General features: G+C 28.5%; 17 protein-coding genes. All 17 read left to right on the top strand.

The features are described 5' to 3' along the window. Positions 1-167: 167 nt before the first annotated feature. The 17 genes from glmU (at position 168) to HUJ77_RS00975 (ending at position 17,490) form a co-directional block, all read left to right on the top strand. Positions 168-1,538: a bifunctional UDP-N-acetylglucosamine diphosphorylase/glucosamine-1-phosphate N-acetyltransferase GlmU gene (gene glmU, locus HUJ77_RS01055; RefSeq protein ID WP_291706714.1), complete on the top strand. Its 1,371-nt coding sequence runs from the start codon at positions 168-170 to the stop codon at positions 1,536-1,538. 47 nt (positions 1,539-1,585) lie between these two features. Further along, complete coding sequence (locus tag HUJ77_RS01050) at positions 1,586-2,548, top strand: ribose-phosphate diphosphokinase (protein ID WP_291706713.1); 963 nt, start codon at positions 1,586-1,588, stop codon at positions 2,546-2,548. A 141-nt stretch (positions 2,549-2,689) separates the two neighbouring features. Next, positions 2,690-3,376: a response regulator transcription factor gene (locus tag HUJ77_RS01045; RefSeq protein WP_291706712.1), complete on the top strand. Its 687-nt coding sequence runs from the start codon at positions 2,690-2,692 to the stop codon at positions 3,374-3,376. Then, positions 3,377-4,795: a HAMP domain-containing sensor histidine kinase gene (locus HUJ77_RS01040; RefSeq protein WP_291706711.1), complete on the top strand. Its 1,419-nt coding sequence runs from the start codon at positions 3,377-3,379 to the stop codon at positions 4,793-4,795. Positions 4,796-4,822: 27 nt separating this feature from the next. Next, entirely contained in the window at positions 4,823-5,956 is a 1,134-nt protein-coding gene (locus tag HUJ77_RS01035; protein ID WP_291706710.1) for a S1C family serine protease, read from the top strand. Positions 5,957-6,056: 100 nt separating this feature from the next. Further along, positions 6,057-6,632, top strand: coding sequence for an aminoacyl-tRNA hydrolase (gene pth / locus HUJ77_RS01030; RefSeq protein WP_291706709.1), 576 nt, complete (start codon positions 6,057-6,059; stop codon positions 6,630-6,632). A gap of 18 nt (positions 6,633-6,650) precedes the next feature. Continuing rightward, on the top strand, positions 6,651-10,160 hold the full coding sequence (gene mfd / locus HUJ77_RS01025) for a transcription-repair coupling factor (protein ID WP_291706708.1): 3,510 nt from the start codon (positions 6,651-6,653) through the stop codon (positions 10,158-10,160). Between the two features lie 96 nt (positions 10,161-10,256). Then, positions 10,257-11,234 (top strand): peptidylprolyl isomerase, encoded by a 978-nt coding sequence (locus HUJ77_RS01020; RefSeq protein WP_291706707.1) that lies wholly within the window; start codon positions 10,257-10,259, stop codon positions 11,232-11,234. A 163-nt stretch (positions 11,235-11,397) separates the two neighbouring features. Then, the gene (spoVT, locus tag HUJ77_RS01015; protein ID WP_291706706.1) at positions 11,398-11,946 is read left to right on the top strand and encodes a stage V sporulation protein T; all 549 of its coding nucleotides are present in this window, start codon (positions 11,398-11,400) and stop codon (positions 11,944-11,946) included. Between the two features lie 100 nt (positions 11,947-12,046). Further along, the gene (locus HUJ77_RS01010) at positions 12,047-13,582 is read left to right on the top strand and encodes a polysaccharide biosynthesis protein (RefSeq protein WP_291706705.1); all 1,536 of its coding nucleotides are present in this window, start codon (positions 12,047-12,049) and stop codon (positions 13,580-13,582) included. Positions 13,583-13,602: 20 nt separating this feature from the next. Further along, positions 13,603-15,063, top strand: a complete 1,461-nt coding sequence (gene mazG, locus HUJ77_RS01005) for a nucleoside triphosphate pyrophosphohydrolase (protein WP_291706704.1) — start codon at positions 13,603-13,605, stop codon at positions 15,061-15,063. A gap of 217 nt (positions 15,064-15,280) precedes the next feature. After that, entirely contained in the window at positions 15,281-15,556 is a 276-nt protein-coding gene (locus HUJ77_RS01000; protein WP_291706703.1) for an HU family DNA-binding protein, read from the top strand. A gap of 64 nt (positions 15,557-15,620) precedes the next feature. Next, on the top strand, positions 15,621-15,881 hold the full coding sequence (locus HUJ77_RS00995; protein ID WP_291706702.1) for an RNA-binding S4 domain-containing protein: 261 nt from the start codon (positions 15,621-15,623) through the stop codon (positions 15,879-15,881). 51 nt (positions 15,882-15,932) lie between these two features. Continuing rightward, a complete protein-coding gene (gene yabP / locus HUJ77_RS00990) occupies positions 15,933-16,226 on the top strand; it encodes a sporulation protein YabP (RefSeq protein ID WP_291706701.1) in 294 nt (97 codons plus the stop codon). A gap of 9 nt (positions 16,227-16,235) precedes the next feature. Next, complete coding sequence (yabQ, locus tag HUJ77_RS00985) at positions 16,236-16,628, top strand: spore cortex biosynthesis protein YabQ (protein ID WP_291706700.1); 393 nt, start codon at positions 16,236-16,238, stop codon at positions 16,626-16,628. Between the two features lie 81 nt (positions 16,629-16,709). Then, positions 16,710-16,997, top strand: coding sequence for a septum formation initiator family protein (locus HUJ77_RS00980; protein ID WP_366032523.1), 288 nt, complete (start codon positions 16,710-16,712; stop codon positions 16,995-16,997). 85 nt (positions 16,998-17,082) lie between these two features. Further along, a complete protein-coding gene (locus tag HUJ77_RS00975; RefSeq protein ID WP_291706699.1) occupies positions 17,083-17,490 on the top strand; it encodes a S1 domain-containing RNA-binding protein in 408 nt (135 codons plus the stop codon). Positions 17,491-17,755: the final 265 nt, after the last annotated feature.

Here is a 17,755-nt window from a genome sequence, read left to right as displayed (position 1 = left end):
AAAAGGGATATCCCTTTTATTTTTTTGTAAAGAATTATAAGTATATATATGGTATAATTAAGGTTGAAATACTAACATCGATACAATATAATATAATGAGATGTTTACGAACGTTTTTGATAAAATTTATAAATTTGTCCTTAACATTATATAGTGAGGTGAGCTTTATGTATAAATGTGCATTGATTTTAGCAGCAGGGCAGGGAACAAGGATAAAATCAAATTTACCAAAGGTTTTACACAAAGTCTGTGGTAAAGAAATGGTTAATCATGTTATAGATACAATGAGAAAAGCTAAAATAGATGATATAAATGTAATTATAGGAAAAGGAGCAGAACTAGTAAAAGAAAAAACTGCTTCAAGAAATATTAGTTATTCACTACAAGAAGAGCAACTAGGAACTGGGCACGCTGTAAAATGTGCTATTGATTTCTTAAAAGATAAAAAAGGAATCGTAGGTATTTTTGCTGGCGATGCTCCTTTAATCAAGCCTGAAACTATTGAAACTTTATTTAATACTCATATGGAAAATAATAATTCTGCAACATTATTATCTTCTATAGTTGAAGATCCAACAGGATATGGAAGAATAGTTAGAGAAGGCAATAAAGTATTAAAGATTGTTGAGCATAAGGATTGTACTGAAGAAGAGTTAAAAATAAATGAAATGAATGCGGCAATTTATTGCTTTGATATTGAAAAATTATTAAGTTCTCTTGAAAAGTTATCTAATGATAATAGTCAAGGTGAATACTATTTAACAGATGTTATAGGAATATTAAAAAGTGAAAATGAAAAAGTAGGTGCAGTATCAATAGATTATGAAGAAACTATAGGTGTTAATTCTAGAGCTCAATTAGCAGAGGCAGAAGAAATATTAAGAAGAAGAATTAACAAAATGCACATGGAAAATGGAGTTACGTTAATAGACCCGAATTCTACATATATAGGGGATGATGTAGAAATAGGAAGAGATACTATAATATATCCTGGAAACGTAATTGAGGGCAATACTAAAATTGGAGAAGGAGTTATGATATATCCTAATTCAAGAATTTCAAATAGTATTATCCATAATGAAGTAGAAATACAGTCTTCTGTAATAATAGATAGTAAAATTGGGGAAAGAACTACTGTTGGCCCATTTGCATATATAAGACCAGAATCTGTAATAGGAAATGATGCTAGAATAGGAGATTTTGTTGAAATTAAAAAATCAACTATAGGAAATAATACAAAGGTATCTCATTTAACATATATAGGAGATGCAAAAGTTGGGGAACATTGTAATTTTGGATGTGGAACAGTAGTTGTAAACTATGATGGTAAGAAGAAAAATACAACAGTAATAGGAAATAATAGCTTTATAGGTTGCAATACAAACTTAGTATCACCAGTTACAGTAGAAGATAACACATATATCGCAGCAGGTTCAACTATAGTAAATGATGTTAAAGAAGGAGAACTTGCAGTTGCAAGAGCTAAACAAAGGAATATAGAGGGTTGGGTAGCTAAAAAAGGTCTTACTAACAAATAGTTATTTAGATAAACAAAAGTGCTAAAATATAAGGAGGTCTTCACACAATGATAACCCATGGAAAGAATATAAAAATATTTACTGGAAACTCACATCCAGAATTAGCGAAGGAAATTGCTGACATTTTAGGATTGCCACTTGGAAAAGCAAAGGTTTCAACATTTAGCGATGGTGAAATATCAGTCGATATAGGAGAAACAGTAAGGGGAGCAGATGTATTTGTAGTTCAATCAACAAGCTCACCAGTAAATAATAATTTAATGGAACTGTTAATAATGATAGATGCATTTAAGAGAGCATCAGCTGGAAGAATTACAGTTGTTATGCCTTACTATGGATATGCTAGACAAGATAGAAAAGCTAAGTCTAGAGATCCAATTACAGCAAAATTAGTTGCAGATTTATTAACAGCAGCAGGCGCAGACAGAGTATTAACTATGGATTTACATGCAGCTCAAATCCAAGGATACTTCAATATACCAGTTGACCATTTATTAGGATCACCAATATTAGCAAATTATTTTGTTGATAAAGGATTTGACGAAGATGACGACGTAGTTGTTGTTTCACCTGATTTAGGAAGTGTTACAAGAGCTAGAAAATTTGCAGATAGATTACACGCACCAATAGCAATCATTGATAAGAGAAGACCTAAGGCAAACGTATCAGAAATAATGAATATTATAGGAGACATAAAAGGTAAAAGATGTATTCTTATAGATGATATGATAGATACAGCAGGAACTATTGCAAATGCAGCAAATGCTTTAAAGGATTTAGGCGCTAAAAATGTTTATGCATGTTGTACTCATGGAGTTTTATCAGGACCAGCTTTTGAAAGAATAACTAATTCAGCTATAGAAGAATTAGTTATGCTAAATACTATAAAGCTACCAGAAGATAAACAAGATTTAATTAAATTTAAAGCATTATCAGTAGCTCCTTTATTTGCAGAAGCAATAAAGAGAATATATGATGATGAACCAATAAGCAAACTATTTGAAGCTTAATACATAATTGGATAAAAAGCCTCTAAGAAGCATAAACTTTTTAGAGGCTTACTATTTATATTTAATTGTGGTATTTAATTTGAGACAAAAAGCATTAAGAAAATTGATTTATTATACAGTTTTAAGGATGGTGTTATATTTATGAATAATAAATTAGGTAAGGTATTAATTGTAGATGACGATGAAAATATATGCGAAGTTATTAATATGTATCTATTAAATGGAGGCTATGAAACTAGAATATGTCACAATGGTAAAGAAGCAGTGAACTTATTCGTAGATTTTAAGCCAGATATAATACTACTTGATATTATGCTCCCTAAAATGGATGGAATTGAAGTTTTAAAATGGATAAGAAAAAATAGTGAAATTCCAGTAATTATGTTAACAGCGAAGGGTGATACTTTTGATAAAGTATTAGCATTAGAGCTTGGAGCTGATGATTATATAGTTAAGCCTTTTGAACCTAAAGAATTAATGGCTAGGATAAAAGCTGTTATGAGAAGATATAATTATGATGAAAAGGATGAAGATACTATTAATTATCCAGATTTAATGATAGATGCCTCTTCTTATAATGTTATATACAAGGGAGAAGAAATAAAGATGCCTCCTAAGGAATTTGAACTTTTAAATTATTTAGCAGTAAATAAAAATAAGGTTTTTACAAGAGAGCAATTATTATGTGAGGTTTGGGGTTATGATTATCCTGGAGACTCCAGAACAGTAGATGTTCATATTAAAAGGCTTAGAGAAAAGATAAACGGTGGAGCTAATTGGCAAATTGAAACTGTTTGGGGTGTAGGATATAAATTTGAGGTGAAATAGATGAAAAGGAAAAGTGTAATATATAAACTTTTAATTACATTTTCATCTATTACTACAATTGTTTTAATATTAGTTGGAATATCTTTATCAATAATTATAAATAAAGAATATTCTAATCAAAAAAGAGAACTTATAGGTAAATATATTGAAATAATTGAGGAATCTACAACAAAATTCATAAATAACAATGATGAAGCAGGCTATAAGGATTTAACTAATACCATGAAGATAGTTAAATTATCTGTAAATATGGATTCAATAATAATAGATAGCCAAGGCTATGTTTATGAGGTTTCAGATGAAGAACTATCTTATTTAAAATATACTAAATTAGATATAAAAGATTCAGATTTAGCAGCATTAAAAGATGATAAATCAATTGAAAATGACTTTATAAATAAATTTAATAAGAAGACAAAAGCTCATTATATACCCCTTTTTGGGAATGGGAGCTTTAATGGAATAATTATTTTATTAGAAAATGGTATAGAAAAGAGTTTTCCTAATTTATACAATATAATTTGGATATCTGTAATAATTGCAGTGATATTAGCTGATATAGTAGCTTATTATTTTGCAGAAAAAATACTAATAAACCCTTTAGCTGAAATTAATGATGCAGCAAGAAAGCTTGCAAAGGGAGAGGTTGAAAAAAGAGTATACATAGAATCAGATGATGAAATTGGAGAGTTGGCTGATTCCTTTAATATGATGGCAGAATCTTTAGAAAAAGTTGATTCAGCAAGAAGAGAGTTTATTTCAAATGTATCTCATGAATTAAGATCACCTATAACATCTATAAAGGGATTTATTACAGCAATTATAGATGGAGTTGTATCTAAGGATAGAGAAAATTATTACTTAAATATAGTTAATGATGAGGTTAGCAGGCTATCAAGGCTAGTAACAGACCTGTTAGATATATCATCTATGGAAGCAGGTAAATTAAAATTAGATATAGACAAGGTAGATATTAATGAAATAGTAACCTTATGTATATTGAATTTACAAGGCAGAATTGAAGAAAAAAATATAAGTGTAGAAGTTATATTTAGTGATAATCACCAATATTGTTTTGCAGATAGAGATAGAATAATTCAAGTTATAATAAACTTAATTGAGAATGCTATTAAATATGGGGATGAAGGTGGTAAAATACAAATAGAAACTTATGCTAAATCAGATAAAGTTTTTATAAGTATATTTAACACAGGAGAAACTATTCCTAAAGAGGATATGAATAAAGTTTGGGAAAGATTTTATAAAAGAGATAAGTCTAGAACAAATAAAATAAGTACAGGTTTAGGATTACCTATAGTAAGATTAATTTTAACTGAACATAAACAGGATATTTGGATTGATAATGTTCTAGGTAAAGGTGTGAAATTTACATTTACATTAAAGAGAGCTAATAAATAAAAAGCTTTTGAGGGGATGTTGAGTACTATGAGTAGAGAAGATAACAAAAACAATGATGATTTTCAAGAAAATAATACTCCTTCAATAAAATTTATGAAAAGAAAATTTAGACATAGGATTTTAGAATTATTAAAAACTATAATGTATGTTTTTATTACAGTTTCTATAAGTATAATATCATTTATTATATTTTTTAATTATAAATATAAGGATTTATTAGATAGTAATTATAAAAGTTTAGAGGGCTACAATAGCAATGAAAATTACTATAATGCTGTAGAAAATGTAAAGAACTCTTTAGTAACTGTTGGAAGAAGTAAGGAAGCCTTAAAGGAAAATGAATATATAGAAGGAAATATGACAGGAATAATAATAGAAGATAGTGGGAAAATAATAACTAATTATTCATTAATAAAAGATTTAAAAGAAATATATGTTAAGCTATCCTTTGTTAATTCAGAACCCATAAAAGCAGATATAATTTTCCATAATGAAGATATTGATATTGCTGTACTAAAGGTCAATAGTGATAAAGCTTTAACATCAGTGAAATTTGCAGCTAGGAATGAAATAATAGAAGGAGAAAAAATTCTATTAATTAGTAATTCAACTTCTGATGAATACATAGATAATTTAGTTCCGGGTATTATTACATCTTCTAATAGGCAAATAGAAGTAAATGAAAAAAGTTATAATTTATTTGAAGTTAATACTCCAATAAATGAATTTAATACTGGAGGAATAATAAGTAACTTAAAGGGTGAACTTATAGGAATTGCAAGTAAAAAAATAAGTGATGTTATGAATATTCAAGGGCTTTATTACGTTATAGACTTAAGTTCAACAGAGAAAATTATTAGTTATACAAATGAGATAAAAGATATATTAGGAGTAATTGAAGGGGAGTTTATTGAAGTTAATAACATAGAAGGACGTGGCGGATTATATATTACTAGAGTAAATGAAAGCAGAAATTCATATAAAGCAGGACTAAGACCAACCGATATAATAATTGAAATTGATGGCCAAAAATTCAATGATATTACAGAGGTATTAAACATGGTTAAAAATAAAGAAAATGGAGATACTGTAACCTGTAAGGTAATGAGATCTGGAGATATTATAGAAGTTGATATAGTGTTGAATTATATTAATAAATAGCAACCTTAGAGAGTGTTGCTATTTTTTAAAAGCCTTTTATTATTGTAAAAAACTAGTATAATATAAAATATGTAAAGATTCATTAGGAGGACAAATTACTATGTTTTTAATTGTAGGTCTAGGAAATCCAGGTAAAGAGTATGATGGCACTAGACATAATATAGGTTTTGAAGCTATAGATTCTCTAGGGAGAAAATATAGTATAGATTTAAATAAATCAAAATTTAAAGGTGTATTTGGAGAGGGTTTTATAGAAGGTAAAAAGGTTATTTTACTAAAGCCTACTACATATATGAACTTAAGTGGAGAAAGTATTAGAGAAGTAATTGATTTTTATAAAATTGATAATAATAATATTATAGTTATATATGATGATATAAGCTTAGAAATTGGAAAATTAAGAATAAGAGAAAAAGGAAGCGCTGGTGGGCATAATGGTATAAAGAGTATAATAGCTAATATGAACACAGATGTTTTTCCAAGAATTAAAATTGGCGTAGGACAACCTAAAGGTGATTTAGTTTCTCATGTTTTGGGAAGGTTTAACAAAGAAGAAGAACAAGATTTAAAAGAGGTTATTGAAGCATCAATTAAAGCAGTAGAAATAATAATAAAAAACGGAGCCAAAACAGCTATGAACGAATTAAATGGATTTAAGCTGTCAAAAAATGAATAATAAGGATGGTGTATTTTAATGAGATTAAAGGGGGTATTACAACCTTTAAGTGAAAACTCAACTTTTAATGAAATAGTAGCAAGTATAAAGGCAGATAAATTTCCTATAAATATAAATGGATTATCTGACTCAGGTAAAAGTTACAGTATATTTGGTATCTACGAAGAAGCTGATTCACCTATGATTATTTTAACTAATAATGATATGGAAGCAAAAAATTTATATGAAGATTTAAGCTTTTATACTAATGATATTTATTACTTTCCAGCAAAGGAAGTAGTTTTTTATAATATTGATGCTATTTCAGGAGATTTAAGGTGGGCAAGATTAAAGGTAATTAAAGAAATCTTAAATAATAATAAGAAAATAATAGTTACATCAATTGACTCCTTAACATCAGTTTATACACCTAAAGAGTTGTTTAATAAATATAATATAACTTTAAGTGTAGATGATGAAGTAGATTTTAAAGATTTATCTAAGAAACTTTTAGAATGTGGTTATGAAAGAGTTGAAGCTGTTGAAGGAAAGGGAGAATTCTCTTTAAGAGGAGGTATATTAGATGTATTTCCACCTATATCAACTTACCCATATAGAATAGAGCTTTTTGGTGACACTATAGATTCAATAAGAACTTTTAATACAGAATCTCAAAGAAGTATTGAAAAGGTTGACTCTATGGAAGTATTCCCAGCAAAAGAAGTTATCTTAGATGAAGAAGCTTTAAATAGAGGGAAAGAAAATATTTTAAAAGAACTTGAAGAAATTAAATCTAAGGGAAAATCTGATGATGAAAGAATAGTGAAACTTGAAGCCATAGTTAAGGCTAATGTGGAATCTTTAAGTGAAACTTTAACTTTTGAAACAGTAGATAGTTATTTGCCTTACTTTTATGAAAGGACAGATAGCTTTTTTGACTATGTAAAAAATTATATATATGTAATTGATGACTTGAAAAAGTGTGAAGGAAAGCTAGAAAGTTCTTACTTTGAATTTAAAGAAAATTATGAAGCATTTCTTCAAAGAGGAGGGATATTACCTTCACAAGTTAATTTATTACTAAATCAAGAAGAGTTAATAGAAAAGTTAGAACTACAAAAGGCAATTACGTTAGATGTATTTGATAATAATAGTAAGTTATTAAGACCTAATAAAAAGTATTCATTAAATTCTATAACCTTAAATAGCTACCAAGGTCAGTTAGATTTATTAATAGAAGATATAAAGGATAAAAAATCTAAGGGATATAGAACAATAATATTATCAGGTACAAGGCCAAGAGGGGAAAGATTAGTTAATACACTAAGAGATAGAGAAATTGAAAGTGTATATAGAGATGATGTAAGCTCTATAGAATTAGGTGAAGTAGTTATTACCTTCGGAAATCTTTTAAAGGGCTTTGAGTATCCTGAATTAAAGTTATGCGTTATTTCCGATAAGGATGTATTTGGGGAAGCTAAAAGAAAAATATCAAAGAGAAAAACTAATAAAAAAGGTATAGGTAAAATAAAAAGCTTTGCTGAACTTAAATTAGGAGACTATGTTGTTCACGCAAATCATGGTGTAGGTGTTTACAAGGGTATAAAGCAAATTGAAGTAGGTGGCCATAAAAGAGATTATCTAGATATAGTTTATGATAAAGGAGATAAGCTTTATGTTCCTGTTGACCAATTAGATTTAGTTCAAAAATATATAGGTTCAGAAGGAAAAACTCCTAAGGTAAATAAATTAGGTAGTGCTGAATGGACTAAGGCTAAAGCTAAGGTTAGAAAATCCATAAATGAAATTGCACAAGACTTAGTTAAGCTATATGCAACTAGAGCAACATTAAAGGGACATAAATATAATAAAGATACAGAATGGCAAAGACAATTTGAAGATGAATTCCCATTTGAGGAAACACCAGACCAATTAACATCTCTTGAAGAAATTAAGAAGGATATGGAATCAGATAAGCCAATGGATAGACTTCTTTGTGGTGATGTTGGTTATGGTAAAACAGAAGTTGCTGTTAGAGCTGCCTTTAAAGCTGTTATGGATGGTAAACAAGTTGCTTTCCTAGTACCAACTACTATATTAGCAGAACAGCACTATAAGAATATGATTAAGAGATTTTCAGATTTCCCTGTGAAAATAGATATGATAAGTAGATTTAGAAGTGCTAAAGAGCAAAAGGCAACACTTCAATCTGCTAAGGAAGGGAATGTAGATATATTAATAGGTACTCATAGATTAGTATCTAAAGATATAGTTTTTAAAGATTTAGGCTTATTAATAATTGATGAAGAGCAAAGATTTGGGGTTGCACAAAAGGATAAAATTAAAAATTTAAAGAAAAATGTTGATGTATTAACATTGAGTGCTACGCCAATACCAAGAACTCTTCACATGTCATTAACAGGAGCTAGAGATATTTCTGTAATAGAAACTCCTCCAGAGGAAAGATACCCTATCCAAACTTATGTAGTAGAGCAAAATGACCAGCTGGTTAGAGATGCTGTATTAAGGGAGGTAAATAGAGGAGGCCAAGTTTATTATGTTTATAATAGAGTAGACAGCATAGAAAATATGGCTAAATATTTATCCGATTTAATTCCTGAATGTAAAATTGGAATTATTCATGGGCAGATGACAGAAAGACAGCTAGAAACTGAAATGGTAAGCTTTATGAATAGGGATTATGATGTTTTAGTGTGTACAACTATAATAGAAACAGGAATAGATATTCCAAATGTTAATACTATGATAATTCATGATTCAGATAAGATGGGATTATCTCAGCTTTATCAATTAAGAGGTAGAGTTGGTAGATCTAATAGAATAGCATATGCATACTTTATGTATACTAAAGATAAGATTTTAACTGAAGTTGCAGAAAAGAGATTAAAAGCTCTTAAAGATTTTACAGAACTTGGTTCTGGTTTCAAAATAGCCATGAGAGACTTAGAAATCAGAGGTGCTGGTAATATGATGGGTTCAGCACAACATGGGCATATGGCAGCTATAGGTTATGACTTATACTGTAGAATGCTAGAAGATACCATTAAGATAATTAAGGGTGAAATAGAAAAAGAACCTATTGAAACTACAGTAGATATAAAAGTAGATGCATATATTCCAGGAACTTATATAGAAGATGAAATTCAAAAGATAGAAATTTATAAGAAAATTGCAGCTATAGAGAGCTTAGATGACTATATGGATATTAAATCAGAGCTTGAAGATAGATATTCAGAAATTCCAGATCCTGTTTATAATTTAATGGATATAGCATATATTAAGAGTAGAGCAAAAATGCTTTCAATTGAGGAAATTAAAGAAACACCAAAGGAAATTAAATTTATTTTTGCAGATAGTACTACTAACATTAATAAGATATATAAGTATCTACTACAAAATTATAAGGATAAATTATTCTTAATGTTTGGAGAAAAACCGTATTTTGGTGTTAGAATTTCTGAAATTAAAAAGGAAGAAGTTTTAATTTTATTCAAAGAGATATTGGACAATTTAACCAAAAATATTTAAAGTTAATTAAGAAATTGAATAACTGACACAATATTGATATACTATTTGTATATAATTAAATGGCTTAAAAAATTAAATAGAAATGAGGGAACATCATTGGTAAAAATTAAAAAAATAATAGCTGCAGGAGCCTTAAGTATATTTGCTTTTTCAGCAGTTGGATGCGAAATGATACAAAGGACACCAGAGTCAATCAACAACACTGTGTTAGCAAAGGTGGGAAATCTTAAGGTTACAAGAGGGGAAGTTAATGAGTTAGCAGATCCTTATTTACAACAATATGGTGAAGATTACGATACAAATGCAGCAATAGCAGATCAAGTAAAAGAATTAAGAATTCAAGCAATAAACTTGCTAGTAGAACAAAAAATTATGTATAAGAAAGCTGAAGAGCTAGGAGTACTTCCAACAGAAGAAGAAGTAGCAGCTGAAACTGATAAGTATATTGAAAATCAAAAGGAAAATTTTGGAGGAGAAGAAGCTTTTAATACTGCTTTAACAAATGCAGGAATGACTTTAGATGAATATAGAGAAAAATTAAATAAAAATATGGAAGATAGTTTAATAAGTACTAAAGTTACTGAAGAAATCTTTAAAGATGTATCTGTGTCAGATGAAGAAATTAAAACATATTATGATGAACACATGGATAGCTTTAAGAGTGCAACAGTTTCTCATATATTAATAAAAGATGAAGCAAAAGCTAAAGAAATAAGAGAAAAAGCAGCAAATGGAGAAGATTTTGCTACTTTAGCAAAGGAAAATTCAGAAGATACAGGAACTGCTGAAAAGGGTGGAAGCTTAGGAACAGTAACATATGATACTACTGAATATGTTGCAGAATTTACAGAAGCCTTTAAGAAATTGAATGAAGGTGAAATTTCAGAGCTTGTAAAGAGTAATTATGGATACCACATAATAAAGGTTACGGATATTAAACAAAAAACTTTTGATGAATCAAAGGATTCTATAAAGACTACATTAGAAAATGAAAAGAAAAATGAAATATATACTTCTTCTATTGAACAATGGAAGAAAGACTATAATGTTAAAACATACGAAAATAGATTATAGAAAAATTAAGGAATTAGCTAGTATATAGCTAATTCCTTTTTTCTTTTAAGTTACCTAATATTTTTTTGGATTAAATAAAAATTGGTTATATGGGTATAAAATTTCTAAGAAGTCAAATAATAATATTGCAACTAATTATTAATTAAGGAGGTAGCTCGTAATAATGAAAGCAACAGGGATAGTTAGACGTATTGATGACTTAGGAAGAGTTGTAATACCAAAGGAAATAAGAAGAACCTTAAGGATTAGAGAAGGAGATCCATTAGAGATTTTCACTGATAGAGAAGGTGGAGTTATTTTAAAAAAATATTCACCTATTGGGGAATTAACTGATTTTTCGAAAGAATATGCTGAAAGCTTACAACAAGCAATTGGACATATTATTTTAATAGCAGATAAGGATGCATTTATATCAGTCAGCGGGGGCTCTAAGAAGGAGTATGTTGAAAGAAAGGTTAGTCAAGAGCTAGAAAAAATAATGGAAGAAAGAAAAGCTGTTTTGATAACAGAGCAAAGCAAAACAATTCCATTACATAGTGATGAAGAAGCAGGAAAATATACTAGCCAAGTAATATCTCCTATAATAGCAGAAGGTGATGCAATAGGAGCAGTTATTATCTTATCAAGGGAACCAGGCGAAAAGCTAGGTGAATTAGAATTAAAGCTATCTGAAACCGCTTCAGCTTTCCTAGGTAAACAAATGGAACAATAAACAGAACTAATTAATAAAATATAAAGTTATCAATAAAAGTAATAATACCTCTAAACTTAAAATAAAAATTATTAAAGCAATAAAAGTTTGGAGGTATTTTATGAAGAAACAATCACTAATAAAAGCCAGTTTAATACTTGGAATGGCAGGGATAGTAGCAAGGTTTTTAGGATTATTCTTTAGATGGCCACTAATTATGCTTATAGGGGATGAAGGTGTAGGATATTATCAAATGTCATATCCTCTGTATATGTTTTTCGTTGCTATGGCTTCAGGAGTTCCTGTGGCTATTTCAAAGATGATTTCAGAGAAGAAAGCAAAGGGAGATATAGAAGGCATATTTGTAACATTAAAGGAATCTACAATGTTAATGATGGTTTTTGGAATTGGTACAAGTCTTTTGTTATTTGTTTTTGCTAAACCTATTATTAATTTTGTTCAGTGGGATATGAAATCTTATTATTCTTTAGTAGGGATATCTTTTGCACCTTTTGTAATTTCTATTATGACTATATATAGAGGCTTTTTTCAAGGGCTTCAAAATATGACCCCATCAGGTGTTTCGCAAATATTAGAACAAATAGGAAGAGTGATAATTGGTGTTGGACTTGCTATCCTACTTTTACCTAAGGGTATAGAGTATGCAGCTGGTGGAGCAGCCTTTGGAGCAGCAGCAGGAGGAGTTATAGGAGCAAGTTATCTGCATGAAAAGTATAAAAAGATTAAAAAAGAAATGTGGAATAGGAAGGTTAGAAGTAACCCAGAAGTGCTTACAGCCATATTAAAAATAGCGTTACCTATTTCAGTAGGAGCAACTGTAGGAACTATAATGAGTTTAATTGATTCTATACTAGTTCCACAAAAATTATTACAAGCAGGTCTAGTGTCTGAAAAGGCAACTATTCTTTATGCACAACTTACAGGCAAAGCTAATGTAATAACTAATATTCCATTAACTTTATCTATGGCTCTTGGAACTGCACTTATTCCTATAATAGCAGAGAAGTATGTAATGAATAGAAGAGATGAACTAGAGTCAAAGGTACAATTAGCTATGAAGATGTCCATGCTTATAGCTATGCCTTGCACCTTAGGGCTTTTTTTCCTTGCAGGACCTATAATGAAGGTTATATTTCCAGGAAGATATGATGGAATATTAATTCTAAAGTATTTATCATTATCCGTACCATTTATAATATTAACTCAAACAACTACATCAATTATGCAGGGAATAGGTCATTACATTAGGCCTATTATTAACTTGTTTATAGGATGTATAGTTAAAGTAATATTAACATTTATTTTAGTTCCTAGACCTGAAATTAATATATATGGAGCTGTTATAGCTAGCATTTCTGCTTATTTAGTGGCAACTATATTAAATCTTATTTCTTTAAGAAAAAGATTGAGGCTAAGACTAAATGTATATAAATCTTTTATAAAACCTATAATTGCAGCTTCTATTATGATTATTGGCGTAATATTTTCATATAATTTAATATTTATTAAAACTAATAGCAATACTTCTTCTTGCTTATTATCTATATTTTTGGGTATTATTATATATGTAATATTAATAGTAATACTTAGAATATTTAGTATAGATGAAATAAAAAATAAATTTGTAAAAAATTAATTAGTAAGGAGAGAAACCTAATGATAAAAATAATAGGTTTAGGACCAGGAGCACCAGATGCCTTAACCATTGGTGCAGTTAGGGCCTTAGAAGAAGGAGAAAATATATTTTTTAGAACTGAAAAACATCCTACTGTAGACTACTTAAAATCAAAAGTAGAAGGATTTAAAACATATGATCATTATTATGAGACTTCAGATAATTTTGATGAAGTTTATGAAAATATAGCTAGTGACATAGTAAAAAATCACAAGGAATTTGGAGAAATAGTTTACGCTGTTCCTGGACACCCACTAGTAGCTGAAAAATCAGTATTCAATCTTATTAGCTTATGCGATAAGGAAAATATTAAATATGAAATAGTACCAGCTGTAAGCTTTATTGATGCAATGATGGATGTATTAAAAATAGATCCAATTGAAGGACTAAAAGTTATTGATGCTTTTGATATAGGTAATCAAGTTTTAGACAAGAGAATTGGAACTATAATTACCCAAGTATATAATCCTTTAATAGCATCAGAAGTAAAGTTAAGACTACTAGACTATTACAACGATGATACAGAGATATACTTTGTTAGAGCTGCAGGCATAGAGGGAGAAGAGTCTATTAGAACAATACCTATTTATGAACTTGATATGCAAGAAGATATAGACTATTTAACTTCTATTTATATACCAAAGGACATGGATAACAAGAAGGATTTTAATGATTTAGTTGAAATAATTGATACTTTAAGAGGAGAGAATGGATGCCCTTGGGATATGGAACAAACTCATGAAAGTATAAAGAATCAACTATTAGAAGAAGCTTATGAATTAGTAGATAGCATAAATAACGATGATATAGATGGAATGATAGAAGAACTTGGAGATGTTTTATTACATGTAGTTTTCCATGCATCTATAGGTAAAGATGATGGATACTTTAATATTTATGATGTAATAGGATCCATATGTAATAAAATGATTTATAGACACCCTCATGTTTTTGGAAGTGTAGAAGTTTCAAATAGCAATGAGGTTGTAGATAATTGGGAAGAACTTAAGAAAAAAGAAAAAAGTCATAACACTATTACTGATGAAATGAAAGCTATAGCAAAGGCACTTCCAGCTTTGGTTAGAGCCCATAAGGTTCAAAAGAAGGCTGCTAAGGTAGGTTTCGATTGGGATAAAGTAGAAGATGCTTCATTAAAAGTAGAAGAAGAATTAAAAGAGGTATTAGATGTATATAAATCCAATAATAAGGAGAAAATAAAAGGTGAAGTAGGGGACTTATTATTTGCATCTGTTAATGTAGCAAGGCTATTAGATATAGATGAAGAAGAAGCATTAAATTTAACTATACAAAAGTTTATAAATAGATTCTCTTTTATTGAAGAAGAAGCATTGAAAAATAATAAAAATTTAAATGAAATGACTTTAGAAGAAATGGATAAACTTTGGGATGAAGCAAAAAAAATAAAGAATTTAATAAAATAAAGAAGGATTTATAAATTTTTTGAAGAATAGTATTATAGTGATTTATACTATGCTATAATTAACTTATTGTAAAAAATAGCTTTTATAACAAAAAAATCATAATGTTATAGACTAGCGCAAAAAGACGATATATAATAAGAGAATGTAGTTATAGTACATATTAACAGAAATGGTTAACTACTAAAATATACACGGGTTATTTAAGGAGGATGTAATTGTGAATAAAGCAGAATTAATCACTAGCATGTCAGAAAAAAGCAAATTAACTAAGAAGGATGCTGAATTAGCGTTAAAAGCTTTTATAGAAAGCGTTGAAGAAGCATTAGAAAACGGAGAAAAAGTTCAATTAGTTGGATTTGGTACTTTTGAAACTAGAGAAAGAGCAGCAAGAGAAGGTAGAAATCCTAGAACTAAGGAAACAATAAGCATTCCAGCTTCAACTGTTCCAGTGTTCAAAGCAGGAAAAGAATTTAAAGAAAAAGTTAATAAATAGTATAAATAGAACCCCAGTTTACTGGGGTTCTTTTGATAAATATTAAGGTTTAAGGAGAGCGAATATGAGATTAGATAAATATTTAAAAGTTTCTAGAATTATTAAAAGAAGAACTGTAGCTAAAGAAGTATGTGAAGGCGATAGAGTTTCTATTAATGGTAAAATAGCTAAACCTTCAACTGTAGTTAAAGAGGGAGATATTATAGAAATACAATTTGCAAATAGATCTCTAAAGGCAAGAATAGTAAACATAGCTGAACATGTAAGAAAAGAAAATGCAAAAGAAATGTATGAGATATTAGAAGGCGAAGAAGATAAAGAATAAATATTATATCTCTTTCATATATTTTTATAAAGAATATGTGGAGGAGATAAAATGGAAAAGAAAAGTGAAAATAAACTAGAAGAACCTAGAAGTAATATAGTTTTAGAAAATAGAAAAAAGTTAACACTTACAGGGGTAGAAGAAGTTATAAGTTTTGATGATGAGAAGATTTTATTGAATACAAAGTTAGGTTTTTTAACTATTAAGGGATCAGAATTAAAAATGAACAAATTAGATGTACAAAATGGTGATGTAATAATAGTTGGGAATGTAGCTTCAATAGTATATAGTAGTAAGGAAATAAAAAAAGAAAAAGAAAGTATAATTTCCAAATTATTTAAGTAGGTAAATGATATGCCGTTATCTTTAGAAGTTCAAATTGACATATTAGTATATTCCATACTTGCTGGAATATTAGTAGGCGTATTATTTGATTTATATAATATAATAAGGGGATTTAGAATTCCTAAAATAATAGTAATAATCGAAGATATATTATTTTGGATTCTTACCGCTGTTATAGTGTTTACCTTTTTACTATATACCAATTATGCTTTCCTAGGTCCTTATGTATATATATTTATGGTTTTAACTTTAATCCTTTATTTGAAATTTATAAGCCCTACAGTCTTTAGAATAGAGAAATTTATAATTAATAAGGTTGCTAAAATTATTAGGATAACTTTTAAAAATGCAGTATATCCAATAAAGATAATATACTATAGTATTTCTGGTAAAAAATTATAGGAAAACTATGAACATAAAAAAATAACTTGAATAAAATATTTATAGTGTTTAAAATATATTGTATAATATATTTTAAAGAGGGTGAGAGCAATTAAAAAGCAACTAACTCTTAAAAGATTAATTATAGTTATTATTTTTGTTATTTTTGGTGCTAATTATATAAAACAAGAAATTACAATTAGAAGAATCCAATCAGATATTATAAATAGTCAGGAAGAATTACAAGAGCTTAAGAATAAAAATATTGAATTAGAATCAGATCTTAAAAAAGCTAACGAGTCTAATGAATATCTTGAGAAACTTGCAAGAGAAAGACTAGGTATGATTAAAGATGGAGAAAAAGTTGTAGATTCTCAGCAGCAAAATTAAAAAAAATATGTTTTAGAACTATTTAAAAGAGGTTATTATTATAATAACATATATTATTTAATTTTTAAGGAGGAATCTTTGTAACATGACCTTGATGGCAGGAAACATATTAGAAGGTACAGTGGTTAATATAACTAGTTTTGGAGCTTTCGTTGAAATAGAAGGAAAGACAGGACTGGTTCACATTTCAGAAGTGGCAGATTCATTTGTTAAGGATATTAGAGAACATCTTAAGGAACAAGATAAGGTAAAAGTAAAAGTAATATCTATTGATGATAATGGGAAGATTAGCTTGTCAATAAAGCAAGCAAATGTACAAAAAAAATCAATTAAACCTGTAGAAATAGATTGGACCTCAGAAAGCAAAAAGGCTAGTCCTAATACAGGCAATTTCGAAGATATAATGTCAAGGTTCTTAAAAGACAGTGAAGAAAGAATGCAAGATGTTAAGAAGAAGCAAGATTTTAAATCTAAAGGTTCAAGAAAAAACTAATAAAAGATAATAAAGTACATCATATAAATTTAATATATAAATCTATATAAAGGACTATTTTCAATTAGTAAATAGTCCTTTATAATTTATAAGAAAAAGAATTTACAAATAAAATTAAGTAATATCAAATAAAAAATCCAAAAAAGATGTTGACACTATATAAAACATAATATATAATTAATTTTGTCGCTGAGAGGCGACGGAAAAAATACGCTGAAGTGGCGGAACAGGCAGACGCACAGGACTTAAAATCCTGCGGTAGCGA

The organism is Clostridium sp., from assembly GCF_021443865.1.
Taxonomy (GTDB): Bacteria; Bacillota; Clostridia; order Clostridiales; family Clostridiaceae; genus Clostridium.
The sequence above is the reverse complement of the archived record's forward strand: the minus strand, read 5'-3'. Positions and strand labels throughout refer to the sequence as shown.

Excerpts from the sequence above, each read along its gene's own strand:
- glmU (WP_291706714.1), top strand. The coding sequence starts at position 168 with ATGTATAAATGTGCATTGATTTTAGCAGCAGGGCAGGGAACAAGGATA.
- HUJ77_RS01050 (WP_291706713.1), top strand. The coding sequence starts at position 1,586 with ATGATAACCCATGGAAAGAATATAAAAATATTTACTGGAAACTCACAT.
- HUJ77_RS01045 (WP_291706712.1), top strand. The coding sequence starts at position 2,690 with ATGAATAATAAATTAGGTAAGGTATTAATTGTAGATGACGATGAAAAT.
- HUJ77_RS01040 (WP_291706711.1), top strand. The coding sequence starts at position 3,377 with ATGAAAAGGAAAAGTGTAATATATAAACTTTTAATTACATTTTCATCT.
- HUJ77_RS01035 (WP_291706710.1), top strand. The coding sequence starts at position 4,823 with ATGAGTAGAGAAGATAACAAAAACAATGATGATTTTCAAGAAAATAAT.
- pth (WP_291706709.1), top strand. The coding sequence starts at position 6,057 with ATGTTTTTAATTGTAGGTCTAGGAAATCCAGGTAAAGAGTATGATGGC.
- mfd (WP_291706708.1), top strand. The coding sequence starts at position 6,651 with ATGAGATTAAAGGGGGTATTACAACCTTTAAGTGAAAACTCAACTTTT.
- spoVT (WP_291706706.1), top strand. The coding sequence starts at position 11,398 with ATGAAAGCAACAGGGATAGTTAGACGTATTGATGACTTAGGAAGAGTT.
- HUJ77_RS01010 (WP_291706705.1), top strand. The coding sequence starts at position 12,047 with ATGAAGAAACAATCACTAATAAAAGCCAGTTTAATACTTGGAATGGCA.
- mazG (WP_291706704.1), top strand. The coding sequence starts at position 13,603 with ATGATAAAAATAATAGGTTTAGGACCAGGAGCACCAGATGCCTTAACC.
- HUJ77_RS00995 (WP_291706702.1), top strand. The coding sequence starts at position 15,621 with ATGAGATTAGATAAATATTTAAAAGTTTCTAGAATTATTAAAAGAAGA.
- yabP (WP_291706701.1), top strand. The coding sequence starts at position 15,933 with ATGGAAAAGAAAAGTGAAAATAAACTAGAAGAACCTAGAAGTAATATA.
- yabQ (WP_291706700.1), top strand. The coding sequence starts at position 16,236 with ATGCCGTTATCTTTAGAAGTTCAAATTGACATATTAGTATATTCCATA.
- HUJ77_RS00975 (WP_291706699.1), top strand. The coding sequence starts at position 17,083 with ATGACCTTGATGGCAGGAAACATATTAGAAGGTACAGTGGTTAATATA.